We start from the raw sequence: 22,084 nt of genomic DNA on the forward strand, positions 1-22,084 counted from the left end.
CAAATGTACGATGTAATGGCGATAGGCAACGCCTTGGTGGACCACGAGTACCTACTGTCCGATGCTGCCCTAGAAGAAACGGATCTGACCAAAGGCAATATGACGCTAGCGGCTATCGAGGAGCAGCAGCAGCTACTGGCGTATTTCAAACTGGCAGAAATCGCACCCTCAAAACAAGCTGGTGGCGGCTCAGCGGCCAATACCATGTACACCTTTGCCAGCCTCGGTGGCAAGCCGTTTTATGCTTGCCGCGTCGGTGATGATGCTCAAGGTGAGTTTTATCTAAAAGACTTGCACACTGCAGGCGTCGCTACTTCAAAAAAATCCGTACATACAGGCGGCGTCACAGGCTCTTGTGTGGTGGCGGTGACCGAAGATGGCGAGCGTACCATGCAAACCTATCTTGGAACCTCAAGCGACATCACAGCAGAAAACGTCGATTTTGACGCGCTGACACAAGCCGACTGGCTGTATCTAGAAGGCTATCTGGCGATGACTGAGAGCATCCAACCTGCGATGATCAAACTGCGCCAGCAAGCAGGTATTCATAACGCCAAAATCGCGGTGAGCTTCGCCGACCCTGCGGTGGTGAAGTTTGCCAAAGACGGCCTACTCAATATGCTCGGCAATAAAGTTGCAGTGATATTCTGTAATAGCGAAGAGGCCAAGCTATTTACTGACAAAAAACAAATCAAAGCCGCCGCCCGCGCGCTCCTTGAATATTGCCAGACCGCAGTCGTCACCGATGGCGCGAATGGCGCAATCATCGCTCATAAGTCAGATGACCACTCAGAGCTGGAGATTTATGAAGTCGCCACGCCAGCGGTGGCCAATGTCATCGACACCAATGGCGCAGGTGATAACTACGCGGGCGCTTTTTTATATGCGCTATCGCAGCACTATAGCCTGCCTGAGTGTGGTCGTCTGGCAAGCGCTGTCGCCGCCCAAGTCATTCAGCAATTTGGCCCGCGCCTTGCCTCCCAAGAATATAAAGAGATTGCGCAGCGCGTATTATCCGCTTAATAAGCATGTAGGGCGTGTCCCTAATTCAAGCGTTTATGACTAAATGGGCTAAAAATGGCTAAATCTTTGGCAAACGGTGTCAAATAGCTGGCCAATATCTTGATATTACCTGCGCTATTTTCCTTGTTTGCCTTCGATTTATCTCATTTTTATCACCATTTTTAAAATAGGGACACGTCCTAGTCTAAGCGATATTTCGTGCCAAATAAAAGCCCATATCTTATCGATATGGGCTTTTTTGTGACGTATAAATAGCGTACGGATATGACCAGTATGGCGATATTAAGCCGCAGCCAATGCTTGTGCCAGATCGGCTTTGATGTCGTCGATATGCTCGATACCGATAGAGAGACGCACCATGTCAGCACTGACCCCAGCGTTGGCAAGCTCTTGCTCATTGAGCTGGCGATGGGTGGTGGTCGCTGGGTGACACGCCAACGATTTGGCATCACCGATATTGACCAAGCGCGTGATCATCTGCAGCGCATCGATAAAGCGGGCGCCAGCCTCCAGCCCGCCTTTTACCCCAAAGGTTAAAATAGCAGAAGGCGTACCTTTCATGTATTTTTTGGCCAGCTCGTGCTCAGGGTGGTCCGATAGACCTGCGTACTTAACCCACGCAACTTTGTCATGGTCGCGCAGATACTCAGCGACGGCCTGGGCATTTTGTACATGGCGCTCCATACGTAGGCTGAGCGTCTCCATACCTTGCAAAATACCAAAGGCATTTAATGGGCTGATTGCCGCCCCAGTATTGCGTAGCGGTGCCACACGGGCACGAGCGATAAACGCCGCAGCGCCGACGTCTTTGACAAAATTGACACCGTGATAGCTCTCATCTGGGGTATTGAGCAGCGGGAAACGCTCAGGATAGTCGCCCCAAGGGAACGTACCACTATCGACAATCGCGCCGCCGATCGAGGTGCCCGTACCGCTCATGTACTTGGTCAATGAATGAATGACAATATCCGCGCCAAACTCAAACGGGCGGCAGAGCGCAGGCGTTGCCACCGTACTATCGATTACCACAGGCACGCCATACTCGTGAGCGATATCACTTAGCGCTTGGATATCTACGATATTGCCCAGCGGATTGCCGATACTCTCAGCAAACACCATTTTGGTCTTATCATCGATAAGATCGCGAATTGCTTCTGGCTCTTTGTGGTCAAAAAAACGTACTTCAATGCCTTGACGCGGTAGCGCATGGGCAAACAAATTATAAGTACCGCCATATAGCGTCGATACCGCAACGATATTATCACCCGCTTCACAAATCGTCTGAATGGCATACGTGATGGCCGCCATGCCTGACGCCACCGCCAGCGCTCCGATACCGCCTTCTAATGCAGCCACCCGCTCTTCTAGTACCGCATTGGTTGGGTTCATGATACGGGTATAGATATTGCCTGCGACCTTGAGATCAAACAAGTCAGCACCGTGCTGGGTGTTGTCAAACGCGTATGAGCTGGTGTGATAAATGGGTACGGCGACCGCTTTGGTCGTTGGCTCAACTTGGTATCCGGCATGGATGGCCAAGGTTTCAAGACGCGGTGTATTTTGGTTTTGCTGGTCTGGTTGTCCGTCACTCATGCTGTGCTCCTGTGTAGGTATTTATGATTCAATAAGGATATCATGATAAAAAATGTCAAATCGTTATCTTTACGCTGCTGTCGCTAAACGCCATCTACAAAAACGATAGGCATAAAAAAAGCTGAGTTAATCATAACTCAACTTCTTTATGAAAAGAATAGCAAATCATTCATCTCTTAATGACAAAAACTCATAAGCAACCATACTATTTGATCTAAGTAGCTTTATTTAAGATTTAAGTAGCGTTGTCTAAGCTGAATGGTTTGAGCGACTTTGCCGCGCCGATTATTTATAATACGCATTTTCAGTACGGCTGTGGTCGGTTTCGTCAACCACTTGCGTCAGCTCAGGAATCTGCTGCTTAAGCTGGACTTCGACACCTTGGCGTAAGGTCATATCCACCGCTGAGCAGCCCTGACAGCCACCACCGAACTTTAGCACGGCTGTCAGACCAACGCCTTCTTCGTCGATCAGGTCTAGCAAGTCCACCATACCGCCGTGCGCGGCCAAGCCTGGGTTAATCTCTGATTGCAAGATATAGTTGATACGCTCTTCGACACTGGCGTCAGCACCGACCTTTGGTACTTTTGAGTTTGGCGCACGGAAGGTGAGCTGCCCACCAAAACGGTCTTTATTATAATCAATCACCGCATCTTCTAAGTACGGCACTGAAGCCGCCTCGATAAACGCCGAAAAATCGTCATACGTGAGCACCAAATCTGCGCTGTCTTCTTCGCCTGGCTGATTGTACGCCATGCAGCACTCGGCGCGCGGCGTCCCTGGATGCTCAACAAAAATACGGACACCGATACCGTCGGTGTCTTGCTTGGCCAACAAATCGGCCAAATAACCTTGCGCCGACTCTGTGATAGTGATGTTACTTTTTACGTCCGCTTGCTCAGTATCTAGCGCTGACTCATAGTCTGCTGACTGATCCAACTGATTAGCAGCTTGATTGTGCTCACTCATAATGTTTCCTATGTGTTATGACACAAACGCGATACCTGTCGTGGCTACTGTGTCGTGAATGTAGAGTGTGTAACGATAAGGGGGTACCAACTGCACCGATTTATCATCTGATGGGCGTATCTGTCACGGGTTGCTCACGCCTACCAAGGCTTTGTGGCATTTATACTCATTATTATAGCGTATTCAGGCGACAATTCCGACTACCCCACTGCGAATTAACACCGCTTGCAGACAGCCTTGCCCTGTGTCTGATCGTTGATATGCTCTTCTTTATATAAAGACGACTCTCATATTTATCAAGCAGCACCTCCGTGGTTGTTTCTCAACGCTTGACGCTTTGACCTCTGATGCTCTAATTCTTGATGCTCTAATTCCTAGCGCCTTATTTCTGATGCCTTTATTATTTATCGCTCAATTTGCTTCATTCATATACTCATTTGGCTAGGTTGGTCACAAAACGGCCATCAAAGACTCATCAATTATGGTATAACTAAGCGGCAGTTATAGGGATATTGTGATAAAAACTGAGGATAAAAGAGCGCTTTATGATGACACGGACGCGGCATCTAGTGACGACCAAGGACGGCGAGCAAATAGCCGTTTGGCGGGTAGCAGACAGTATCAAACAACACGCGGACGCAATGGCTGGCGCACCTTGCGCCCCTGACACAAGCGTCAAGGCACAAAATATATTTTTGACCCATGGCACCTTTTCAGACAAACAAACCTGTCTAAAAATCGCCGAGTATCTGGCCGGTCTGGGCCATCAGTGCTACATCATGGAGTGGCGCGGCCATGGCGACAGCCCAGCGCCTAAAGAAGCGTTTGATTTTGAGACCGTCGCAACCTATGATTATGAGGCGACTTTTCGCTACTTTTTTGATGAATTACAACTCAATAATCTGCACTGCGTCACCCATAGCGGCGGCGGCTTGGGCCTGACGATGTTTTTGATTCAATATCCAGATTATATCGATAAAATCAACAGCGCCACTATGTTTGCCTGTCAAGCGTTTGGGGCGGCCGCCAGCCCTATCAGCTACGCCAAGATACTTGCTGCCAAGCTTGTGACAAAAGCGGTCGGTTATATCCCTGCCAAAAAGCTCAAACTGGGGCCGATCAACGAAAGCTATCACACCATGAACCAGTGGTTTGATTGGAACTTGCAACAAAACTTTAATAGCAGCCGCAAACAGTTTGCCGACAATGCCCCTTTTGATTATCGACAGCACATGCCGATGGTTACGATGCCTATCTATGCCATCAGTGCCAAGGGTGATAACTTCATCTCCCCAACCGCTGGCTGTCGGCGGTTTTTTGATGCCTTTAACCGCGCTACTAATAGCAGCCCTTCTTCTGCCCCCACCTCTACTAATAATAACGCTACCAATGTCTTTCGAGAGTATGCGCGCAGCCGTGGTGATTTAGACGATTATACCCATAGCCGCATTATGATTAGCCGTCATGCAGCGACAGAGATTTGGCCAACGGTCGCCGCTTGGATCGAACAGCACGCCAGATGACTTGATCGTTATAGCGCCAGATGATCACCACCGTAAAGGTGTTAGCGTCTGCTCGCTCCTTTTTTGGTAAATCAGCAAACCCATACACGGTATAAAACATCTTTGCACTTGTCAGTGGCACTGCTGCTGTGTCATATTGGCAGCATGGTTTTTAACCTTTATTTTTATTAATGAAATATCAATGGCAGGACAGTGGCACATATGGGTGATTCAGTAGAGCAGCAAACAGATAAGCGCAGACACTATCGTTATCTGGTCTTTATCGGACGTTTTCAGCCTTTTCATCAAGGGCATAAAGCGGTCGTCGACGAGGCGCTACAGCGCGCTGATGAAGTGATTATGCTGATTGGCTCAGCCAACCTACCACGCAGCCTACGCAATCCTTTTAGCGTCGCTGAGCGTGCCGCGATGATTAAGGGCGCGTACTCATCTGCTGATGCCGCGCGCATCCACTGCGTGGGGTTAGATGATGCACTATATAATGACACGCGCTGGCTTCAATACGTACAAGCCGGTGTCAAATCTGTCACAGGTGATTTGCAAAGTGATATCGGCCTGATAGGCCACTCAAAAGACAGCTCGTCGTATTATCTATCATTGTTTCCCAACTGGGATTCTGTCTCCGTTCCCAATTATCACAACCTATCAGCCACGCCTATCCGCGACAGCTATCTGATGGGGGCGACGCCAACACCTGAGCGTACGCCTGAGTCCACCCGTCAAGTGCTCGATGATTTCAAAAAAACCGAAGACTATCAACAGCTGCACGAAGAAGCCGATTTTATCGATAAATATAAAAGACAATGGCAGGCTGCGCCCTATCCGCCCACCTTTATGACTGCTGATGCGCTGATTGTACAATCAGGCCATATCTTATTGGTAGAACGCCGCAGCATGCCAGGACGTGGGCTTTGGGCGTTGCCCGGTGGGTTTGTGAACCCAAAAGAGACCTTGTTTGATGCCTGTATCCGTGAGCTACGCGAGGAGACACGGCTCAAAGTCCCTGAGCCAGTATTACGCGGCTCTTGCCATAGTCAGCATACCTTTGACGATCCGTACCGCTCCGCGCGCGGTCGTACGATTACCCAAGCGTTTTATTTTCAGCTAAAAAACGACCCGAAAGGCTTGCCCAAAGTCAAAGGCGGCGACGATGCGGCCAAGGCTTTTTGGCTGCCGCTGGCTGAGCTGGACGCCACCATGATGTTTGAAGACCACTATGCGATCATTACCAAAATGGTAGGGCTATAATAGGCAAACAGCGCGCTGAGTCTTTATGATTATTGTGTTAAAAGCAGGCTAAGTAACGTTTTTATGCCGGCACCGATAGACGGTAACGGCTCACCGCCGCAGCTGTCATATAACAAGGCAGCCGCGGCATCTCAACGCAGAGGAGTTCTGTGATGTACACTGGCAATCTGAGTAACTTAATCTTAAATAGCGACAGCTACAAGACCTCACATTGGGTGCAATACCCAAGCGGTAGTGAGTATCTGTCAAGCTACATTGAGGCGCGTAAAGGCGACTACGACGTGGTGTTTTTTGGTCTACAAGCTTTTATCAAAGAGTACCTCAGCACCCCTATCACCCATCAAGATATCGATGAAGCCGAAATGGTCATTCAAGCGCATGGCTTGACGTTTAACCGTGCAGGCTGGGAGCGTTTGGTCGATAAACACGGTGGCTACCTGCCACTACGTATCGAGGCCGTCCCTGAAGGCAGCGTCGTCCCTATCTCAAACGTCGTCTGCCAAGTCATCAATACCGATCCTGAGTTTTACTGGCTACCAAGCTATATCGAGACCGCACTGCTACGCGCTATTTGGTACCCCTCCACCGTCGCTAGCGTCTCGCATTACTGTAAAAGCATCATTCGTCAGGCCCTAGAAAAGTCTGCCGACAATAGCGACTCGCTTACGTTTCGGCTGCATGATTTTGGCGCGCGCGGTGCCTCTAGCCAAGAATCAGTCGCTTTAGGCAGTTTGGCACATTTGGTAAACTTTGCAGGGACCGACTCGATGACGGCGCTGGTCGCCGCCAGCCGTTGGTATCGGATGGATAAAGACATGCCAGCGTTTTCGATTCCGGCCGCCGAGCACAGTACCATGACCGCTTGGGGCCGCGACGGCGAGACAGCCGCCTTTGCCAATATGCTTACGCAGTTTGGCGGCGCGGGCAAAAGTGTCTCTGTGGTCTCTGACAGCTACGACTTATGGAACGCCATAGATAATATCTGGGGCGGCCGCCTCAAAGACGAGGTCCGAAACATGGGCGGCACGCTGATCATCAGACCAGACAGCGGCGAGCCTGCCAAAGTGGTACGCGAAGCTTTAGAGCGCTTGGCTGTGAAGTTTGGCACCACTATCAATCGTAAAGGCTATAAGGTATTGCCAGATTATGTGCGTATCATCCAAGGTGATGGTATCGGCCCAAACACTTTGGGCAGCATCATCGATGTGGTACTAAAGGCTGGGTTTAGCGCAGATAACATCACCTTTGGGATGGGCGGCGGATTATTGCAGCAAGTCAACCGCGACACCATGAGCTGGGCGATGAAAGCCAGCGCCATTTGTATCGATGGCGTTTGGAAGGATATCTATAAGGACCCTGTGACCAGTCGCTCAAAACGTTCAAAAAAAGGCCGCTTGGCGTTGATCAATCAGACCCAAGGCCAACCAAAAACCATCAAACTCGACGACTTATCGACTGCTGACAACCTACTACGCGATGTGTATGTCGACGGTAAGCTGTTGATCGACGACAGCCTGACCACCATTCGGAAGCGTGCAGGATGGTAGCTTCTCTAAACTTATCCAAAAAAGATATGCTGCTTGCGCCAATTTATCTGTATCAAGGTATCAAGGTCAAACGTGATACGGTACGCCTCCCTGAGCCTACCGGTGAGAGATGCGGCCGGGTCACTCTAGTATCAGCGACTAAGACGCTCGCCCAAGCATCGAAGCCTGCGCTACAGTTGATGATCGTCGGCGACTCCGCAGCAGCAGGGGTCGGGACGTTGACACAGCAAGAAGCACTGGCAGGCAAGCTAATCCCCATGCTGCAGCAACAGCCAATTATTCATAGCCAGTTTGCTGAGATTGTCTGGTCGTTGCAGGCGACGACGGGGCACACCAGCTTTGATATTTTGCGGCGATTGTATGTGCTGTCTGCACCCATCGAGCCTGTTGATATCATGGTTTTGAGCGTCGGGGTCAATGACACCACAGCGAACGTCTCCCCCGACCAGTGGCAACGGCAACTCGAGCAGATCATCACCATTGCTCAGCGCAAATTTGGCGCGCGCAAGATTGTCTTCTCAAGCCTACCACCGATGGCGCAAATGCCAGCACTACCCGCGCCGCTCAACGCCTTTATCGGTGCCAAAGCCATGGCACTCGACAAGGTATTACAAAACGTGTGCCAGGCTCAGGGCGGTGTACACTACATGGCCGCTGACTTTGCGATGATGGCCGAAATGCACAGCGGCAGCGGCCCCATTGATAGCGCGGCGATGTTTGCCAGTGATGGCTTTCACCCCAGCGGCTTGACTTATGGCTTGTGGGCGCAGCAGCTGGCGGCGCTAATCGCACAGCTCCTTGAGCGCTAACAGATGCTGGCTGATTTGACATAAAAAAACCGCTGATTATTCAGCGGTTTTTTTATACTGCGCCATATAACATGACGCGATAAGCGCATATTACTCAGCAGAGTCAGCCGCTTTTTTGCTACGGCCACTGAATGCACCAAAGCGTTTGTTAAAGCTAGCAACACGGCCTTCAGTAGAGGTTTTACGCTGCTCGCCTGTATAGAATGGGTGCGATGCACTTGAGATATCAAGTGGGAAGTATGGGTATTCTTTACCTTCGTACTCACGAGTGGCTTTTGTGCTGACCGTTGAGCGAGTCAAGAAAAACACATCAGCGTTGGTGTCGTGAAACAAAACTTCTTGGTAGTTAGGATGGATATCTTTACGCATAATAATCTCTCTATGTCCGATGTATGTATCAGGCGGCTTGATGAGCAATCAAACACATGCTGGCATACGTAACTGAGGCACTAAGGACATGTCTAAGAGTGGCAACTGCATCACTGGCTTATTCCAGCACCCAACACCACGCCTCTGTTCACTTAGCCTTTCCCCAGCGGGAAAATCAAACCGCGATTTTAACGGTTTTTGGCATTTGATGCAAGAGCGTGTCCCAACTTTGCGCGGCATCTTTTACTCACACTAGAGCCGTGATGGCACTTCTACGCCGCTCCCTGCTAAATTAAAAACCTGTACTCACACTTTTATATTCAATATATTACATAAAAGCCTTTCTCTTCTTGTTTACCCCTTGGTTTGTTGATATATTCTTACATGCGGATTTATGAATACAAACCTCTGAGGGAGCAGAAGGATGGATACCGTACAGATAGATTTTCTTAATATCGATCAACAATGGGACAAAAAAATAAAACACTGTCATTTTGATATATATCATTTATCAGGCTGGGTGGCGGCTTCGGCGATAGTCGATAAAGGCACGCCGATGGGACTGATAGCCACCTATAAAAACAAACAACTTTTTTTGCCCATTATCATCCGCAAAATAGACTCGGCATACTGGGATGCAACCACCACTTACGGCTATGGTGGCCCACTGATGGACAAGTCGCTTAGTGATGCGGAGGCAGATTGTATGCTGCAAGCAGTGAAGGAGCGGCTTTTTGCTAAAGGCTGCGTGTCGTTATTTATGCGCCTGCACCCTATTATCAATAAAGTCTGGATACCGACGGTTGGTAAGGCTTTGACTCATGGCCTTACACTGATGTCTGATCTGAGTCAGTCTGAGGCCGCGCACTGGAGCGAGACGCAAAACCGTCATCGCCGAGGCATCAAAAAAGCCATCAAGCATAATGTCGTGACCAAAATTGAGCGGTTGACCAAAGCCAGTGCGCTGGTGTTTTCTGCCATTTATAAAGAAACCATGGCGCATGTGCAGGCCGATCAATACTATTTTTTTGATGACGATTACTTTTTTAATCTGCTAGAAAACCTACAAGACCGGATACTACTCATCACCGCCTATCAAGACGATACGCCGATTGCGTCTGCTATTTATACCCTCTGCCGAGAGTCTGGCATTATACAGTTTCACCTCGGCGGCACGTGCGGTGCCTACTCTCATCTGCAGCCCTCCAAGCTAATTACTCATACCGCCCGCAGTTGGGGTAGAGAAAATAACTATCAAATTCTCCACTTAGGCGGCGGTGTGGGCGCGGCGCTGGATTCTTTATACGAGTACAAAAAGGGCTTTAGCTCACAAGAGTTGCTGTTTAAGACCTATAGGCTCATCATCAACCCAGACAAGTATGCCAAGCTGGTAGCCGCGCGTAGACTGACCCCAGATGAGTCACATTCAGACTTTTTCCCCTTATATAGAAAACCTGCCACCACCGTGCCTGCGGTAAAAACCGCACCAGCTGAAGCGCTCGCAGATATATAAAGCGCCCTTGTCACGTCCGTCTTTTATACGACCATCATCTTAATCACCATCACCCTAACAGTCATAAGCCAACACAAAAAGCAGCCACCATCATGGCTGCTCTTGACTAGGGCATATCTTTATTTTAAAAATGTGGATAAAAGTAAGACACATTGCTGTCAAATAAAAAAGTGAGTACCGGTAGCGCTGTCGCTGTTTTAAGGTTTGTTCACTATATATAGTTAGCTGAATGTAAAACTGTTATGAATTTAGACGCGCTACTGGTATAAATTTTACTTGCGTGCTGCGTTCCCAGAGGCTGCGCAACCTACGTTTAAAAATAGCATCCCAGTAGCGCTATGACATTTTTAGAATGTATCGACTATAGCGCAGGCTAAAACGCGGCATTTGTCTTAATGTGCACTGTTACAAAAGCCGGATTATTTTACAAAAGTCAACGCTACTTGCAGCGGTCACCCTTTATCGTTTGGGCTAATTTTTATTCTAAAACCAGCAGACTGCCTACCTTTTATACCAAGGCGCCTTATCGCTTTATACAGGCTCTGGGTTGTCTTGCTCTTGGCTCTACTGACAAAACTCATGCATGTACTTACGTATTTGTCATCTTATGCTCGCCTCAACTTTCGTAAAATATCCCCTATATTAAAACAGCTTTATACGAACGATCAGCATTGACTAACAATGACGATAAGATGTTGAAGTTGGCGATAGGCGCACGCATATCAAAAGCGACCGACCCTATAATTAATAAGTGCAGCCTAAGCGCGGCTCAGGCTATTAAGGATATGACAACGACAATGACGCAATCCGTTTATCACAACACCAATTCTAGCCATAGCGGCATACCAGCAAATACAGCCACTGATGAAGCATCGGCGAAGACGGCGGACATGCCGCGACCGGCAAAGCGTGTGGGTATCTTAGGCGGCGGTACGGCAGGCGCGACGATTGCCATTCGCTTGGCTGCATTGGGGCTTGAGACGTATGTGTTTGAAAAAAAACAATCTCTCATCGACGGCCCACCAATGTGCCACTTGCATGCCGGCGGCAACTTGTATCGCGAAATCCCTGACGAAGACTGCGTCGCCTTACTCAAGCAGTGTATCGATATTTTGCGCTTATACCCTTATACCATCGATGTGCGCCCCACCGTGTTTGCCGTCCCGACACGCGATGAGGGCTTGCCTGAGGATTTGTTACCACGTCTTGAGATTTTGACAGACGCCTATCGCGAGCTGATCGCGCAGGACCCAAACAATAAAGTCTTGGGCGAGCCTGAGGACTACTATCAGCTCTATAACCATGAGCAGTTGCTGGCGCTGGCCGAGCGTGAGCAAGTCGCCATTCCTCGCACCGTCGATGAGTGGATGATACCAGTTGCCAAGTATCTGGATTTAAACAAAGTCAAGTTCCCGCTTATCGTCGTCCAAGAGTACGGCTGGAATATCTTTCGCCTTGCCGCGTCAGCACAGCTGGCATTGGCAGAGTATGAGCACTCTCATGTGTTTACCGATACGACGGTGACACAGGTCATGCCTGTCGATTGTGAAAACTGTACAAACGCCGATCACCATGTGACCAAATGGCGCATCGACTACCAATCAGCAAGCAGCTCGACAGAGGCGGTGCAAGAAGACGCTATCGAGGTCGACTACCTGATCAATGCGTGCGGATTTCGTACGGGCATCATCGATGATATGGTCGGTGTCGCCGTCACCCGTATGGTCGAATTTAAGTCCTCCTATATCACCCACTGGGGCGAAGCTGGTGGTCAGATACCCGAGATCATCGTCTACGGCAATCGCGGCACCCCTGAGGGGATGGCGCAGCTGACACCTTATCCTGATGGTTATTTTCAGATTCATGGCATGAGTCATGCCATTACTTTGTTTGATGATGGGTTGGTGGCGTCGAATACTGACAGCGCCCAGCCCAAGCTACCGCAGCAGTACGTACACTACATCGAGGATGGCTGGGACAAAGCGCCGCTACAAGCGCGTAGCCAACAAGCCATCGAGTATGTGGCGCAGTTTGTACCGACCTTTCATAGTGCTCGTACCGTTGGCAATGCCCTATATGGTGGGCAGCAAATCCCTGGAGAAGACGATACTTTGCGCGTCGCTGACGTCAGCTTGTATGCCGATATCCGCTATGCCCGTGCAGAAAACGTCAAAGCCTCCTCGACCTTGATTGCAGCGGATCAAATCGTCAATGAGCTGGCTGATCTGGGTTTGGTGACAACAGATACGCCCGCAAACCGTCACCGCTATGCTCATAAATGGCCATATCTGACGCACAACGATAGCTTGACCATCGATAGTGTGGCTCGCGAGCTGGCTGAGCAGCGCGGTTTTCCAGTGGCCATGGCGGGAGTAAACCATGGTATCCGTGAGGCCATACTGTCTAGCTTATGAGGCATCGTTTATCTTGGCTTATTTTTGCTTCTATCTCGCTCACAGCGCAGACGAGGCAAAACTCCTACTCAATAATTCAATAAAAAAAGCGCAGACCACCGCTATTAGATGGTCTGCGCTTTTTGGCCTCTGAGCGTCTTGCTCTCTGAGAGCTTTAATCTCTGAGTTTGGCAACCTGTGAGACTTTGCACAATTTAGCTTTCGCTGCCCACCATTTTTTCGGTATCGACAGCATCGTCGATGGTGACCACCGTCTTTAGCATCTCAATCGCTTCACCGATGGTATTACACACCACCAGACGCGCCAAATCTTCTTGCTTCATAAACCCTTGCTCAGCGGTATAGGCCAAGTGCTCTATCATCCGGTCATAAAACCCATTGATATTCAGAATAATCATGGGTTTTTCGTGCTGATAAAGCTGACGCCACGTGGCAATCTCCATGATCTCCTCGAGCGTGCCAAGCCCACCCGGTAAGGTGATAAAAGCATCGGCATACTCTGCCATGACGGTTTTGCGCGTATGCATGGTGTCGGTCAAATGTAGGCGCGTCAACTGATTGTGAGCGATTTCGTGTTTGAGCATAAAGGTTGGAATCACACCGACCGCTTGAGCGCCGCCGTTGACGACCTCATCCGCCACCGCCCCCATCAGCCCGATGCTAGCACCGCCATAGACCAGACCCATGCCGTTTTTTGCCAGCGCAAGTCCCAGCTCGCGAGCGGCTTGCTCATACACCTCATGATTACCTAGGCGCGAGCCGCAATACACCGCAACCAACGGCATGGTCAGTGAGGATTTATCAACGGCTTTTTCGATATTGGTGATATCTTGACTGGTGATGACTTCATAAGTGTCGTTATTGATTTTCATTTGCATAGTGCTTCCTTAATTTTTATATTATTGTTTTTAGGTGAGTGATCAGTTGATTGATGACGATAAAAATGTGACAAAGCGCCGCTCCAGTCATAGCGTATAGAACTTACAAGTCATCATTGCCCGCCTCAGCTACCCTCATTTATCTTAACATAAGCGGTGCTGTTACATGAGCTTGATATCATCAAAGCCGCGCATCAGAGTCTCATAACGGACTGACCATCACGCCGTTAGAGCCAGCAGATCTGCCCAAACCTTGTAGCCGCCACAACCATAAAATACCAGCCCCCACACTATAGATCAGACCATAAGGCCAACTCATGGAAGAACCGAAAAACTCCCTACCAACAGACAGCCATGTCATAAAAACCGATGCCCTGAGTATCATGACTGAACGCAATCAGCCGCTAGCCGCGACAGTATATCGCCCGCAACATACAACAAAAGCGGCAGTCATGATAGCGCCTGCCACTGGTATTAAACGTCAGTTTTATCACCATTTTGCCACTTATTTGGCCACGTGCGGTTTTGGTGTATTGACCTTTGACAACGAAGGTATCGGCGAGTCGTTAAGCACTGAGCTGCCCAAATGTGACGCCTCATTGATCAGTTGGGGGCGTCATGACCTGCCAGCCGTGCTTGACGCCCTGCAAGATGAGTTTGCCGATACCACATATCACATCATCGGTCACAGTGCCGGCGGTCAGCTGATTGGCTTGATGCCAAACTATCATACCGTACAGTCTGTATTCAATGTCGCCTGCTCGTCAGGGCAAATCAAAAACATGGACATGCCCTATAAGCTCAAGGCCATGGGTTTTATGGATGCTTTTATTCCACTTAGTAACTTGGTATTAGGCTATACACCAGCGGATAAAATCGGTATGGGCGAGCCATTACCACGCGGCGTTGCTCGGCAGTGGCGCGAGTGGTGCAATGGCTCAGGCTATATTAAAACCGCCTTTGGTCACAGCATACATACTCATTTTTACGATGAGCTTAGCATGCCCGCTTTGTGGCTAGGGTTTAGCGACGATGATATCGCCAACAGCGACAATATAGACGACATGATACGTGTGTTTACCAAGATGCCTGCCAAAAAGCGTTTTTATACCCCGCAAGATTTTGGTTTAAGTCATATCGGTCATATGCGCTATTTTAGTCGCCGCACCCATGCAAAAGCCCCAGCACTATGGCAAATGGCGGTGGACTGGTTGGAGCAGCAGCGTTAGAGCATGGCTTTTTAAGGCGTCAATCTTTTTGCGCATCTTCTGCTTTGACACGTTGACGTAGAGCAGAGTACAGCGACGGCTGCAAATTATGGATATTACCTAGCATCCACTTGATATAGCCAATGGGGACTTCGGTGATAAGTCGGCCTTTATATTTGCCAAATGGCATCCTACTGGCAGGATTGGCTTGATTGGCGATGGCATGAGCCGCGGCAAAGTCTGTCGGCGCGATTTGTAAACGCGTGCAGCATGCTTGATACAGCAAATAACACATACGGGCGTCACCCAGCGCATCATGGGCGGCGCAGGTCAGCTCACTCGCTGCAGACTTACCCAGCAGTTGCTCGATACATTTAGACTGACCGTAGTAGCGCCACTCTGGGAAGGCCACACGGGCGAGCCGCACCGTACAGATCAGCTTGGTAGTCGGACGGCCTATCACGCGCCAGTCAAAGCGCACATTATGGCCGATGAGGTAGGTGGGCAAATCAAACGCTTGTAGATCAAAACGCTCAAGACCCGCCACATCATCGTCGGTGATACCGTGTACTTTGATGACCACCGGTGAGATGGCACGGCCACTATTAAAGTACTTCATCCACTCAAACCCCGTCGCTACGTTGATGGTAGCAACCTGAATCGGTCTTGGGTCACGGCCTTGATCGGTTTCGGTATCGATAACCAAAGCAGTATCAGTCAGACTTGGCATATTGAGGCAATCAGTCATAAAGCTCGCTGTAGCACGTTGGGTATCCATAATCGATAACAGTCTGTTTTATCCAGCGCAAACAACGCACGGTATCCCATAGACTGCCTTGTTGTTTATGGGGCTAAAAGCCAAAGATAACAAGCAGATATAACAATGCGATACAAACCTGCTAGCGCAGGTCTCTTATAATATCTATAACCATACTGACAAAGGATCGCTATGATCGCCGATGGCAACAAGCCACCACCAAGGCCCAATCCACCACCGCAGCCTAGGTTTTTTCGCCGCCTGCTCAAGCTGCTGATTAGAGCAGCAGTATTGTTGATGTTATTGTTTGTATTAGACAGATTATGGCCCAGCATCAGCCAGCAAACCCAATCCTTTGTCATCGCCAAATGGCAACAGCTCAGATTATTGCAGCAAGATCTGCCAACAGAAAACAGCCTGCCCTCGCCACTGCCTCAGCAAAACCTAAGCGACACGTGGGGCGCAGCGCGCAGTCAAGGCCGCACACACGAAGGGATCGATATATTTGCCGCGCGAGGCACACCGATACAAGCGACGACAGCAGGCATCGTCAGTAAGGTTGGCGAAAACACCCTAGGCGGGCGTGTGGTGGTCATCGTCGGTCCTGGCGGCGCTGGCCACTACTATGCGCACTTAGAGGAGTATGCCGATATCGCCCCCAATGACTGGGTCGATGCGGGTGATATCATCGGCTATGTCGGCGATAGCGGCAACGCCAAGGGCACACCGCCGCACGTACATTATGGGATTTATATCCAAGGCAATGCGGTCAACCCCTACCCGCTTTTGCAAAAATCCGAGCCTGCCCGGTAGCCTGTCATGATAAGCACGACAATTGCTTGCGTATCCATCTGACATTGGCTAATAGCCATCAAATATTATATTAATAGCCATCAAACCTCAGCTAATGGCCGCAGAGCGCACGTAATTTGGCGGAAACACCGCACTAAATGTCGAGCCGCTGCCTTCTACCGACTTGATTTGTAGGTTGGTTTCATGCTGGTATAAGACGTGTTTGACGATAGCCAGCCCTAAGCCTGTGCCACCTGTGGCACGGCTACGACCCTTGTCGATACGATAAAAACGCTCTGTCAGGCGGGCAATGTGCTGCGGCGCAATACCGATGCCATTGTCCTCGACGGCGAAACGGCAACCCTCTGCTGTTTTGGTCCAGCTGACGGTGATATCGCCACCTTTTGGCGTGTATTTAATCGCATTGATCACCAGGTTGGATAAGGCACTGGTCAGATATATCTCTGAGCCGTACAGCCCATCATAGGTATCTATCTGTAGATGGATGCTATGACCGTACTCTTGATTGTAGGCCTGTGCATCATCATAGATATGAGTCAGCAGCTTGATCATATCGATATAATGCAGCTCATGAGTCTCTTCGATTTCGATACGCGATAGCAGCAATAAATCATTGACGATTCTATTCATGCGCGCTGTCTGCTGGGTCATCAGCTCAAAGCCGCGCTTCCAGTGCGGCGGCATGTCTGGCTGATCCGAAAAGTTTTCTAAATACCCCATCATTACGGTCAGCGGCGTACGCAGCTCATGCGAAACGTTGGCCACAAAGTCGCGGCGCATCTCTTCTAGATGATGCAGACGCGTCACATCGTAGATGATCAATAGCTTTTCGTCGGCAAATGGAGTCAGCTCACACTTTAAATAGCGCTCAGGCGCGCGCCATGACTTTATATGTACGCCTTCGTCAGCCAGCGTCGGCGCTTGATAGTACTGACGAAACTCAGATGCGTCAATAAAGTCAAAAATACATCGGCCTTTATCTGCTGCCTGTAATAATAGTAAATCTTCAGCGGCCTGATTCCACCACTCCAGACCATCACTGTCATTGAGTAAAATCACCGCATCGCGCAGCGCCCGCAGCGCACTTCTTATTTTTTTTAATTGATCGGTGGTGTTTTGTAGCGCTATCGGCTCTGAGATATCTTGTTCGGTACATTGCTTTGACATTATGTTACTCATCCATTTTTCGTGACCTATTTTTTGCCCTACTTGTTATCTCGTTACTATAATGATGATTATCTCTATCTGCTAAGTGGCCCTTACTGGTAATCACTTACTGATAATTATGGTGATTATAGCTGGACTGGCAACAGAATTGCGGCGGCTATTTTGAGAGTATGAGCGCCGATCATTTGGCCTCAACAACGCTTGAGAAGCGATAACCAGTACCGCGCACCGTTTGTATCAGCTTATCGCAGTCATGAGGGCGCAGCAGTTTGCGTAGGCGTTTGATATGCACATCGATGGTTCTGTCTTCGATATAGACATTGCCGCCCCACACTTGATCAAGCAGCTGGGTGCGCGTATAGGCGCGCTCAGGATGGCTCATAAAAAACGCCAACAACCGATATTCGGTCGGTCCGACATCGATGATTTGCCCAGACGCCATGACTCGCTGGCTTTTGGGGTCGAGGCTTAACTTGCCTATCTCAATAGCCTTGTCGGCGCTCAAAGCATTGCTACGGCGCAACACCGCTTTGATCCTTGAGATCAGCTCGCGCGTCGAAAAAGGCTTGGTCATATAATCATCTGCACCCGCATCCAGACCGTGCACCTTGCTGTCCTCTTCGCTTTTGGCTGTCAGCATGATGACGGGTATCTCAGCGAGTAGCTCATCACTTTTGAGCATACGACAAAAATCAATGCCGCTTTTGTCCCCAGGCAGCATCCAATCTAGCAAAATCAGCGCTGGCCGATGGTCGACCACTTGTTGGTGCGCCTCTGATACGTCCGTTGCCTGCAAGCTATCAAAACCGGCCATCTCTAGCGTCATTACGACCATCTCGCGGATTGCAGGTTCGTCTTCAACAATCAAAATTTGCTCATTATACATAGGGTATTCTCAGTGATAAGGGACAAAACAGACGTATAAAAAAGAGCGGTAATCACTCGCCACTGCTTGTCTATTAAACGCGGTAATTGTGACAGTTTGATGACATTTGTCATTTAAGCGGCTGCTATAGACCAAGCCACTTCCCTTAAACAGACGGCACTCACCATCATGATTCACATTTGATGCTTTAGCTCACATCTAATATAAAATTCAGTGGCCCATCATTGATACTCGCAACCTGCATGTCTGCGCCAAACTGACCCGTCGCTACCTGAGGGTGCTGACTGTTGGCATAGTCGACTAGCTGAGCAAACAGTACGCGCGCCGCATCTGGTGGCATGGCACCGCCAAAATCAGGACGCCGGCCTTTGTCGGTCTTCGCCATCAGGGTGAACTGTGATATCAGCAGCAGCCCGCCAGCGACTTGCTGGACATTTTTGTCCAGTTTGCCATATTTGGTAGGGTCATCGTCGTTTTCAAAAATACGATAGCCAAGGATTTTATCAATCATTCGCTTGGCCGTTTGTAGGTCGTCTTCAGGCCCCAAACCGATATATGCCAGCACGCCGCGCTCGATACGCCCGACACAATCCCCATCGACGCTGACGCTCGCACCATGTACCCGCTGTATCAATGCTTTCATTTATGCTCCCTTACCAATTATGCTCATACAAACTTAGGCTGTCCATGATAAAATATCATCATTTATTTGCCTATTTACTACTCTCTCACCTTTATTTTGGTCGCCGTATTATGAATGTATTCACCACCTTGCAGCAGATTGTCCCGCAACAAAAGCTCAGTAAAGTCGCTGGCCGTTTGGCTGCCAGTCGCCACCCCTATGTCAAGCGCACCTTTATTCGTAGTTTTGCAAAAGCCTATCATATCAGCTTGGATGAGTATGAGCGCCAAAACTTAGGTGCTTATGAGAGCTTTAATGACTTTTTTACTCGCGAGTTAAAAGCAGACGCGCGCCCTATCGACGCCACGCCGCAGGGGATTGTCAGCCCAGCTGACGGCATCATCTCGCAGCTCGGTCAGATTGACGATCATAAGCTTTTGCAAGCCAAAGGGCGCTACTATGATATCGGCCAACTGCTGGCTGATAGCGAAGATGGACATTATTTTGCCGATGGCAGTTTTGCCACAGTCTATCTGGCACCCAGCAATTATCACCGCGTGCATATGCCATTTGCTGGTACCTTGACCAAAACCCGCTATGTGCCGGGCACACTGTTTTCTGTCAACAACACCACGGCTGCCAGCATACCTGACTTGTTTGCGCGCAATGAGCGTTTGGTGTGCCTGTTTGATACCGCCTACGGCAAAGCTGCGGTCGTGATGGTCGGTGCGATGATCGTCGCTGGTATTGAGACAGTCGCCACTGGCAAAATCAGCCGTACCGACGATATTCAAGAGGCCGAGCACGACATGAAGCTTGAAAAAGGCGATGAGCTTGGTCGCTTTTATTTAGGTTCAACAGCAATAGTAGTGTTGCCAAAAGGCGCAGAAGCAGCATGGCAAGACAATATGGTGGCTAATACTGATGTGCAAATGGGGCAACTGCTAGGCTTAGCAAACCCTATTAATATTGAAGAAACTTTGTAAGCTACAAAGCAAACTCTAAAAAGCTAAGCAATAAAAAGGGCCAATAGTATCATTCATACTATTGGCCCTTTGTGTAACCAGACTGTGAGAACTGATAGCAAGAATGGAAAACTAATAGCGAAAGTGCTTGGTAATAGGATAAGCAAACAGAATATTTTCTTCTTGCGTACCACGGCCAATATTATGAATAATAAGCGGCGTGCCGTCGGCGGCCTTATTATCGGAGACGATACCGATATGGGGTAAGTTACTATTTGGCAGCCGCCACGTCACAATATCACCAGCTTTAAAACTGTCTTTATCCGTAATAGATAGCGCCTGCCCGTGATGCTCAAAGTAAACTTCAAGGTTGGGCACACGGCGATGATCAATGTTTTTATCGGTTGATTTTAGACCCCAATGCTTCGGATACGTTGACCAGTTCGATTTCATGTCATGATTGACCAACTGCTGCAAATCGATGTTTTGCAAGCGATACGCACGTACTATCACGTCAGTGCAGACGCCGGTCTCTATTGGCACGTCTCCGCGAGGAAACGCCAACTTGCGATACGCAGGATCGTAGCTGACAGTGACACCGATTTGCTTTTTGGCATCCAGCGCCAGCTTATTACCACTACTAATAGGACTGGCAGCAACGGTTGGTTGTATGAGCATGACTGATAATACAACTGCTAGAAGACTCTTTGAACCGTAGCGCTTGTTCCTATTCATTCATTCTGCCTTGTTCTGATGGATATTTGGGTCATGTCATAGTGATCGAGATATTCATTAGATACTATTTAATTAAGTTGCTAATGGTTTTAAACGCCGGATCTTGGCTACTGCGGCACAGCTCAAACAAGATAGACTCAACCGTGCTGATCACTCCACCTGCACGGCGAATACGGCGAATGGCTTGTTTTTTGTCATACGGAAATCTCGAACCGACAGCGTCCCCGATGATGACCGGCTGCATACCGTTGTCTAACAAATCAAGCGCCGTTTGCATGACGCATACATGCGCCTCTGCCCCAAACAGCAACACAATACTGCGGTTTTGCTGCGCCAAATGGTGCCATGACTCATCGTTATCACACGCACTAAAGGTCACTTTTTCAAAGCTTTTGGCGTTGTTATCTGTAAGCACCTCACGAATCTCAGGCAGAGTATCGCCAAGGCCTTTTTTATACTGCTCGTTGAGCATGATAGGGATATCAAGCGCCTGCAGCCCCTTAATCAGTGTCACGGTTTTTTTGACGATATTTTCATGATCATAGATATGCGGGGTGAGTCGCTCTTGGACATCGATCAGCATCGCTTGGGTGTTTTCGCGGGCGATACGATACGTGCGGTCGGTAATCATGGTAGACATAGTACACTCCTTGTACGACTGACAATGATAGCTATATTATAGTGCTGGCTTATAGATTTTATTCATTTCATACGCTTGTTCGCTTCACTGTTATTTAGTCATAGATTTGTAGGGGCGTCAATGCAGATAATTTTTATTAACAATTATGAACAGGATATTAGGCTTGATTCATACTGTTTAGCTGGGGCGTATCATTAATCTAAGCATAAAACTTTAAATGGGTTAGTCTTTTAATAATGAACACCCCATTACTACATGTAATGACGTCTAGCATTACGTATAGTCTAATCCAAATAAAACCGATACAATCCTATTAACAATTGCATTTAATGAAATGAACCATGACTTATTCAATAGACTATCGCAAACAGGTACTTTTTAGCATCGCTGATGGTATGACCATAC

General features: G+C 49.0%; 20 protein-coding genes. 10 read left to right on the forward strand and 10 right to left on the reverse strand.

Features of this window, described 5'->3' with window-relative positions; all coding sequences use genetic code 11:
• Positions 1 to 3 precede the first annotated feature (3 nt).
• Positions 4 to 1,023 carry an adenosine kinase gene (locus tag JMX98_RS10605; protein ID WP_201586476.1) on the forward strand — a complete coding sequence of 340 codons (1,020 nt, stop codon included), beginning with the start codon at positions 4 to 6 and terminating at the stop codon, positions 1,021 to 1,023.
• Between the two features lie 282 nt (positions 1,024 to 1,305).
• On the opposite strand, the gene JMX98_RS10610 is transcribed toward JMX98_RS10605, so the two are convergent.
• Together JMX98_RS10610 and nfuA are read right to left on the reverse strand one after the other, a co-directional pair.
• Positions 1,306 to 2,616 (reverse strand): O-acetylhomoserine aminocarboxypropyltransferase/cysteine synthase family protein, encoded by a 1,311-nt coding sequence (locus JMX98_RS10610; RefSeq protein ID WP_075102550.1) that lies wholly within the window; start codon positions 2,614 to 2,616, stop codon positions 1,306 to 1,308.
• A gap of 285 nt (positions 2,617 to 2,901) precedes the next feature.
• Positions 2,902 to 3,585, reverse strand: coding sequence for a Fe-S biogenesis protein NfuA (nfuA, locus tag JMX98_RS10615; RefSeq protein WP_201586480.1), 684 nt, complete (start codon positions 3,583 to 3,585; stop codon positions 2,902 to 2,904).
• Positions 3,586 to 4,130: 545 nt separating this feature from the next.
• On the opposite strand from nfuA, the gene JMX98_RS10620 reads away from it, so the two are divergent.
• The 4 genes from JMX98_RS10620 to JMX98_RS10635 all read left to right on the forward strand — a co-directional run bounded on the left by JMX98_RS10620 (position 4,131) and on the right by JMX98_RS10635 (position 8,712).
• Complete coding sequence (locus JMX98_RS10620; RefSeq protein ID WP_201586485.1) at positions 4,131 to 5,108, forward strand: alpha/beta fold hydrolase; 978 nt, start codon at positions 4,131 to 4,133, stop codon at positions 5,106 to 5,108.
• A gap of 201 nt (positions 5,109 to 5,309) precedes the next feature.
• Complete coding sequence (locus tag JMX98_RS10625; RefSeq protein WP_201586488.1) at positions 5,310 to 6,356, forward strand: bifunctional nicotinamide-nucleotide adenylyltransferase/Nudix hydroxylase; 1,047 nt, start codon at positions 5,310 to 5,312, stop codon at positions 6,354 to 6,356.
• 152 nt (positions 6,357 to 6,508) lie between these two features.
• Positions 6,509 to 7,903 (forward strand): nicotinate phosphoribosyltransferase, encoded by a 1,395-nt coding sequence (locus JMX98_RS10630; RefSeq protein ID WP_201586490.1) that lies wholly within the window; start codon positions 6,509 to 6,511, stop codon positions 7,901 to 7,903.
• Positions 7,897 to 8,712: an SGNH/GDSL hydrolase family protein gene (locus tag JMX98_RS10635; RefSeq protein ID WP_201586493.1), complete on the forward strand. Its 816-nt coding sequence runs from the start codon at positions 7,897 to 7,899 to the stop codon at positions 8,710 to 8,712. The genes JMX98_RS10630 and JMX98_RS10635 overlap by 7 nt, the downstream gene beginning before the upstream one ends.
• A gap of 90 nt (positions 8,713 to 8,802) precedes the next feature.
• On the opposite strand, the gene JMX98_RS10640 is transcribed toward JMX98_RS10635, so the two are convergent.
• Complete coding sequence (locus JMX98_RS10640; protein WP_201586495.1) at positions 8,803 to 9,081, reverse strand: type B 50S ribosomal protein L31; 279 nt, start codon at positions 9,079 to 9,081, stop codon at positions 8,803 to 8,805.
• 424 nt (positions 9,082 to 9,505) lie between these two features.
• On the opposite strand from JMX98_RS10640, the gene JMX98_RS10645 reads away from it, so the two are divergent.
• Together JMX98_RS10645 and JMX98_RS10650 are read left to right on the forward strand one after the other, a co-directional pair.
• Positions 9,506 to 10,594, forward strand: a complete 1,089-nt coding sequence (locus JMX98_RS10645) for a GNAT family N-acetyltransferase (protein ID WP_201586496.1) — start codon at positions 9,506 to 9,508, stop codon at positions 10,592 to 10,594.
• An 890-nt stretch (positions 10,595 to 11,484) separates the two neighbouring features.
• Positions 11,485 to 13,008 carry an FAD-dependent oxidoreductase gene (locus JMX98_RS10650; protein WP_201586516.1) on the forward strand — a complete coding sequence of 508 codons (1,524 nt, stop codon included), beginning with the start codon at positions 11,485 to 11,487 and terminating at the stop codon, positions 13,006 to 13,008.
• 194 nt (positions 13,009 to 13,202) lie between these two features.
• On the opposite strand, the gene JMX98_RS10655 is transcribed toward JMX98_RS10650, so the two are convergent.
• The gene (locus JMX98_RS10655; RefSeq protein ID WP_192992902.1) at positions 13,203 to 13,886 is read right to left on the reverse strand and encodes a TIGR00730 family Rossman fold protein; all 684 of its coding nucleotides are present in this window, start codon (positions 13,884 to 13,886) and stop codon (positions 13,203 to 13,205) included.
• Positions 13,887 to 14,203: 317 nt separating this feature from the next.
• On the opposite strand from JMX98_RS10655, the gene JMX98_RS10660 reads away from it, so the two are divergent.
• Positions 14,204 to 15,115 carry an alpha/beta fold hydrolase gene (locus tag JMX98_RS10660; RefSeq protein ID WP_201586499.1) on the forward strand — a complete coding sequence of 304 codons (912 nt, stop codon included), beginning with the start codon at positions 14,204 to 14,206 and terminating at the stop codon, positions 15,113 to 15,115.
• 19 nt (positions 15,116 to 15,134) lie between these two features.
• Here the strand turns inward: JMX98_RS10660 and JMX98_RS10665 are convergent, their stop codons facing one another.
• Complete coding sequence (locus JMX98_RS10665) at positions 15,135 to 15,872, reverse strand: putative quorum-sensing-regulated virulence factor (protein ID WP_227680136.1); 738 nt, start codon at positions 15,870 to 15,872, stop codon at positions 15,135 to 15,137.
• A gap of 171 nt (positions 15,873 to 16,043) precedes the next feature.
• On the opposite strand from JMX98_RS10665, the gene JMX98_RS10670 reads away from it, so the two are divergent.
• Positions 16,044 to 16,664 (forward strand): M23 family metallopeptidase, encoded by a 621-nt coding sequence (locus JMX98_RS10670; protein WP_227680137.1) that lies wholly within the window; start codon positions 16,044 to 16,046, stop codon positions 16,662 to 16,664.
• Between the two features lie 87 nt (positions 16,665 to 16,751).
• Here the strand turns inward: JMX98_RS10670 and phoR are convergent, their stop codons facing one another.
• The 3 genes from phoR to dtd form a co-directional block, all read right to left on the reverse strand.
• Entirely contained in the window at positions 16,752 to 17,843 is a 1,092-nt protein-coding gene (gene phoR / locus JMX98_RS10675; RefSeq protein WP_227526345.1) for a phosphate regulon sensor histidine kinase PhoR, read from the reverse strand.
• A gap of 169 nt (positions 17,844 to 18,012) precedes the next feature.
• Entirely contained in the window at positions 18,013 to 18,717 is a 705-nt protein-coding gene (gene phoB, locus JMX98_RS10680) for a phosphate regulon transcriptional regulator PhoB (protein ID WP_201586507.1), read from the reverse strand.
• A gap of 187 nt (positions 18,718 to 18,904) precedes the next feature.
• Complete coding sequence (dtd, locus tag JMX98_RS10685; protein WP_201586510.1) at positions 18,905 to 19,360, reverse strand: D-aminoacyl-tRNA deacylase; 456 nt, start codon at positions 19,358 to 19,360, stop codon at positions 18,905 to 18,907.
• A 110-nt stretch (positions 19,361 to 19,470) separates the two neighbouring features.
• Between dtd and asd the strand changes: the two genes are divergently transcribed.
• The gene (asd, locus tag JMX98_RS10690; RefSeq protein WP_201586523.1) at positions 19,471 to 20,325 is read left to right on the forward strand and encodes an archaetidylserine decarboxylase; all 855 of its coding nucleotides are present in this window, start codon (positions 19,471 to 19,473) and stop codon (positions 20,323 to 20,325) included.
• 111 nt (positions 20,326 to 20,436) lie between these two features.
• On the opposite strand, the gene JMX98_RS10695 is transcribed toward asd, so the two are convergent.
• Together JMX98_RS10695 and JMX98_RS10700 are read right to left on the reverse strand one after the other, a co-directional pair.
• Positions 20,437 to 21,039, reverse strand: coding sequence for a DUF1287 domain-containing protein (locus JMX98_RS10695; RefSeq protein WP_201586512.1), 603 nt, complete (start codon positions 21,037 to 21,039; stop codon positions 20,437 to 20,439).
• Between the two features lie 64 nt (positions 21,040 to 21,103).
• Positions 21,104 to 21,679, reverse strand: a complete 576-nt coding sequence (locus JMX98_RS10700) for an isochorismatase family protein (RefSeq protein WP_201586514.1) — start codon at positions 21,677 to 21,679, stop codon at positions 21,104 to 21,106.
• Positions 21,680 to 22,084: the final 405 nt, after the last annotated feature.

This window comes from Psychrobacter sp. HII-4 (assembly GCF_904846595.1).
Lineage (GTDB): Bacteria > Pseudomonadota > Gammaproteobacteria > Pseudomonadales > Moraxellaceae > Psychrobacter > Psychrobacter celer.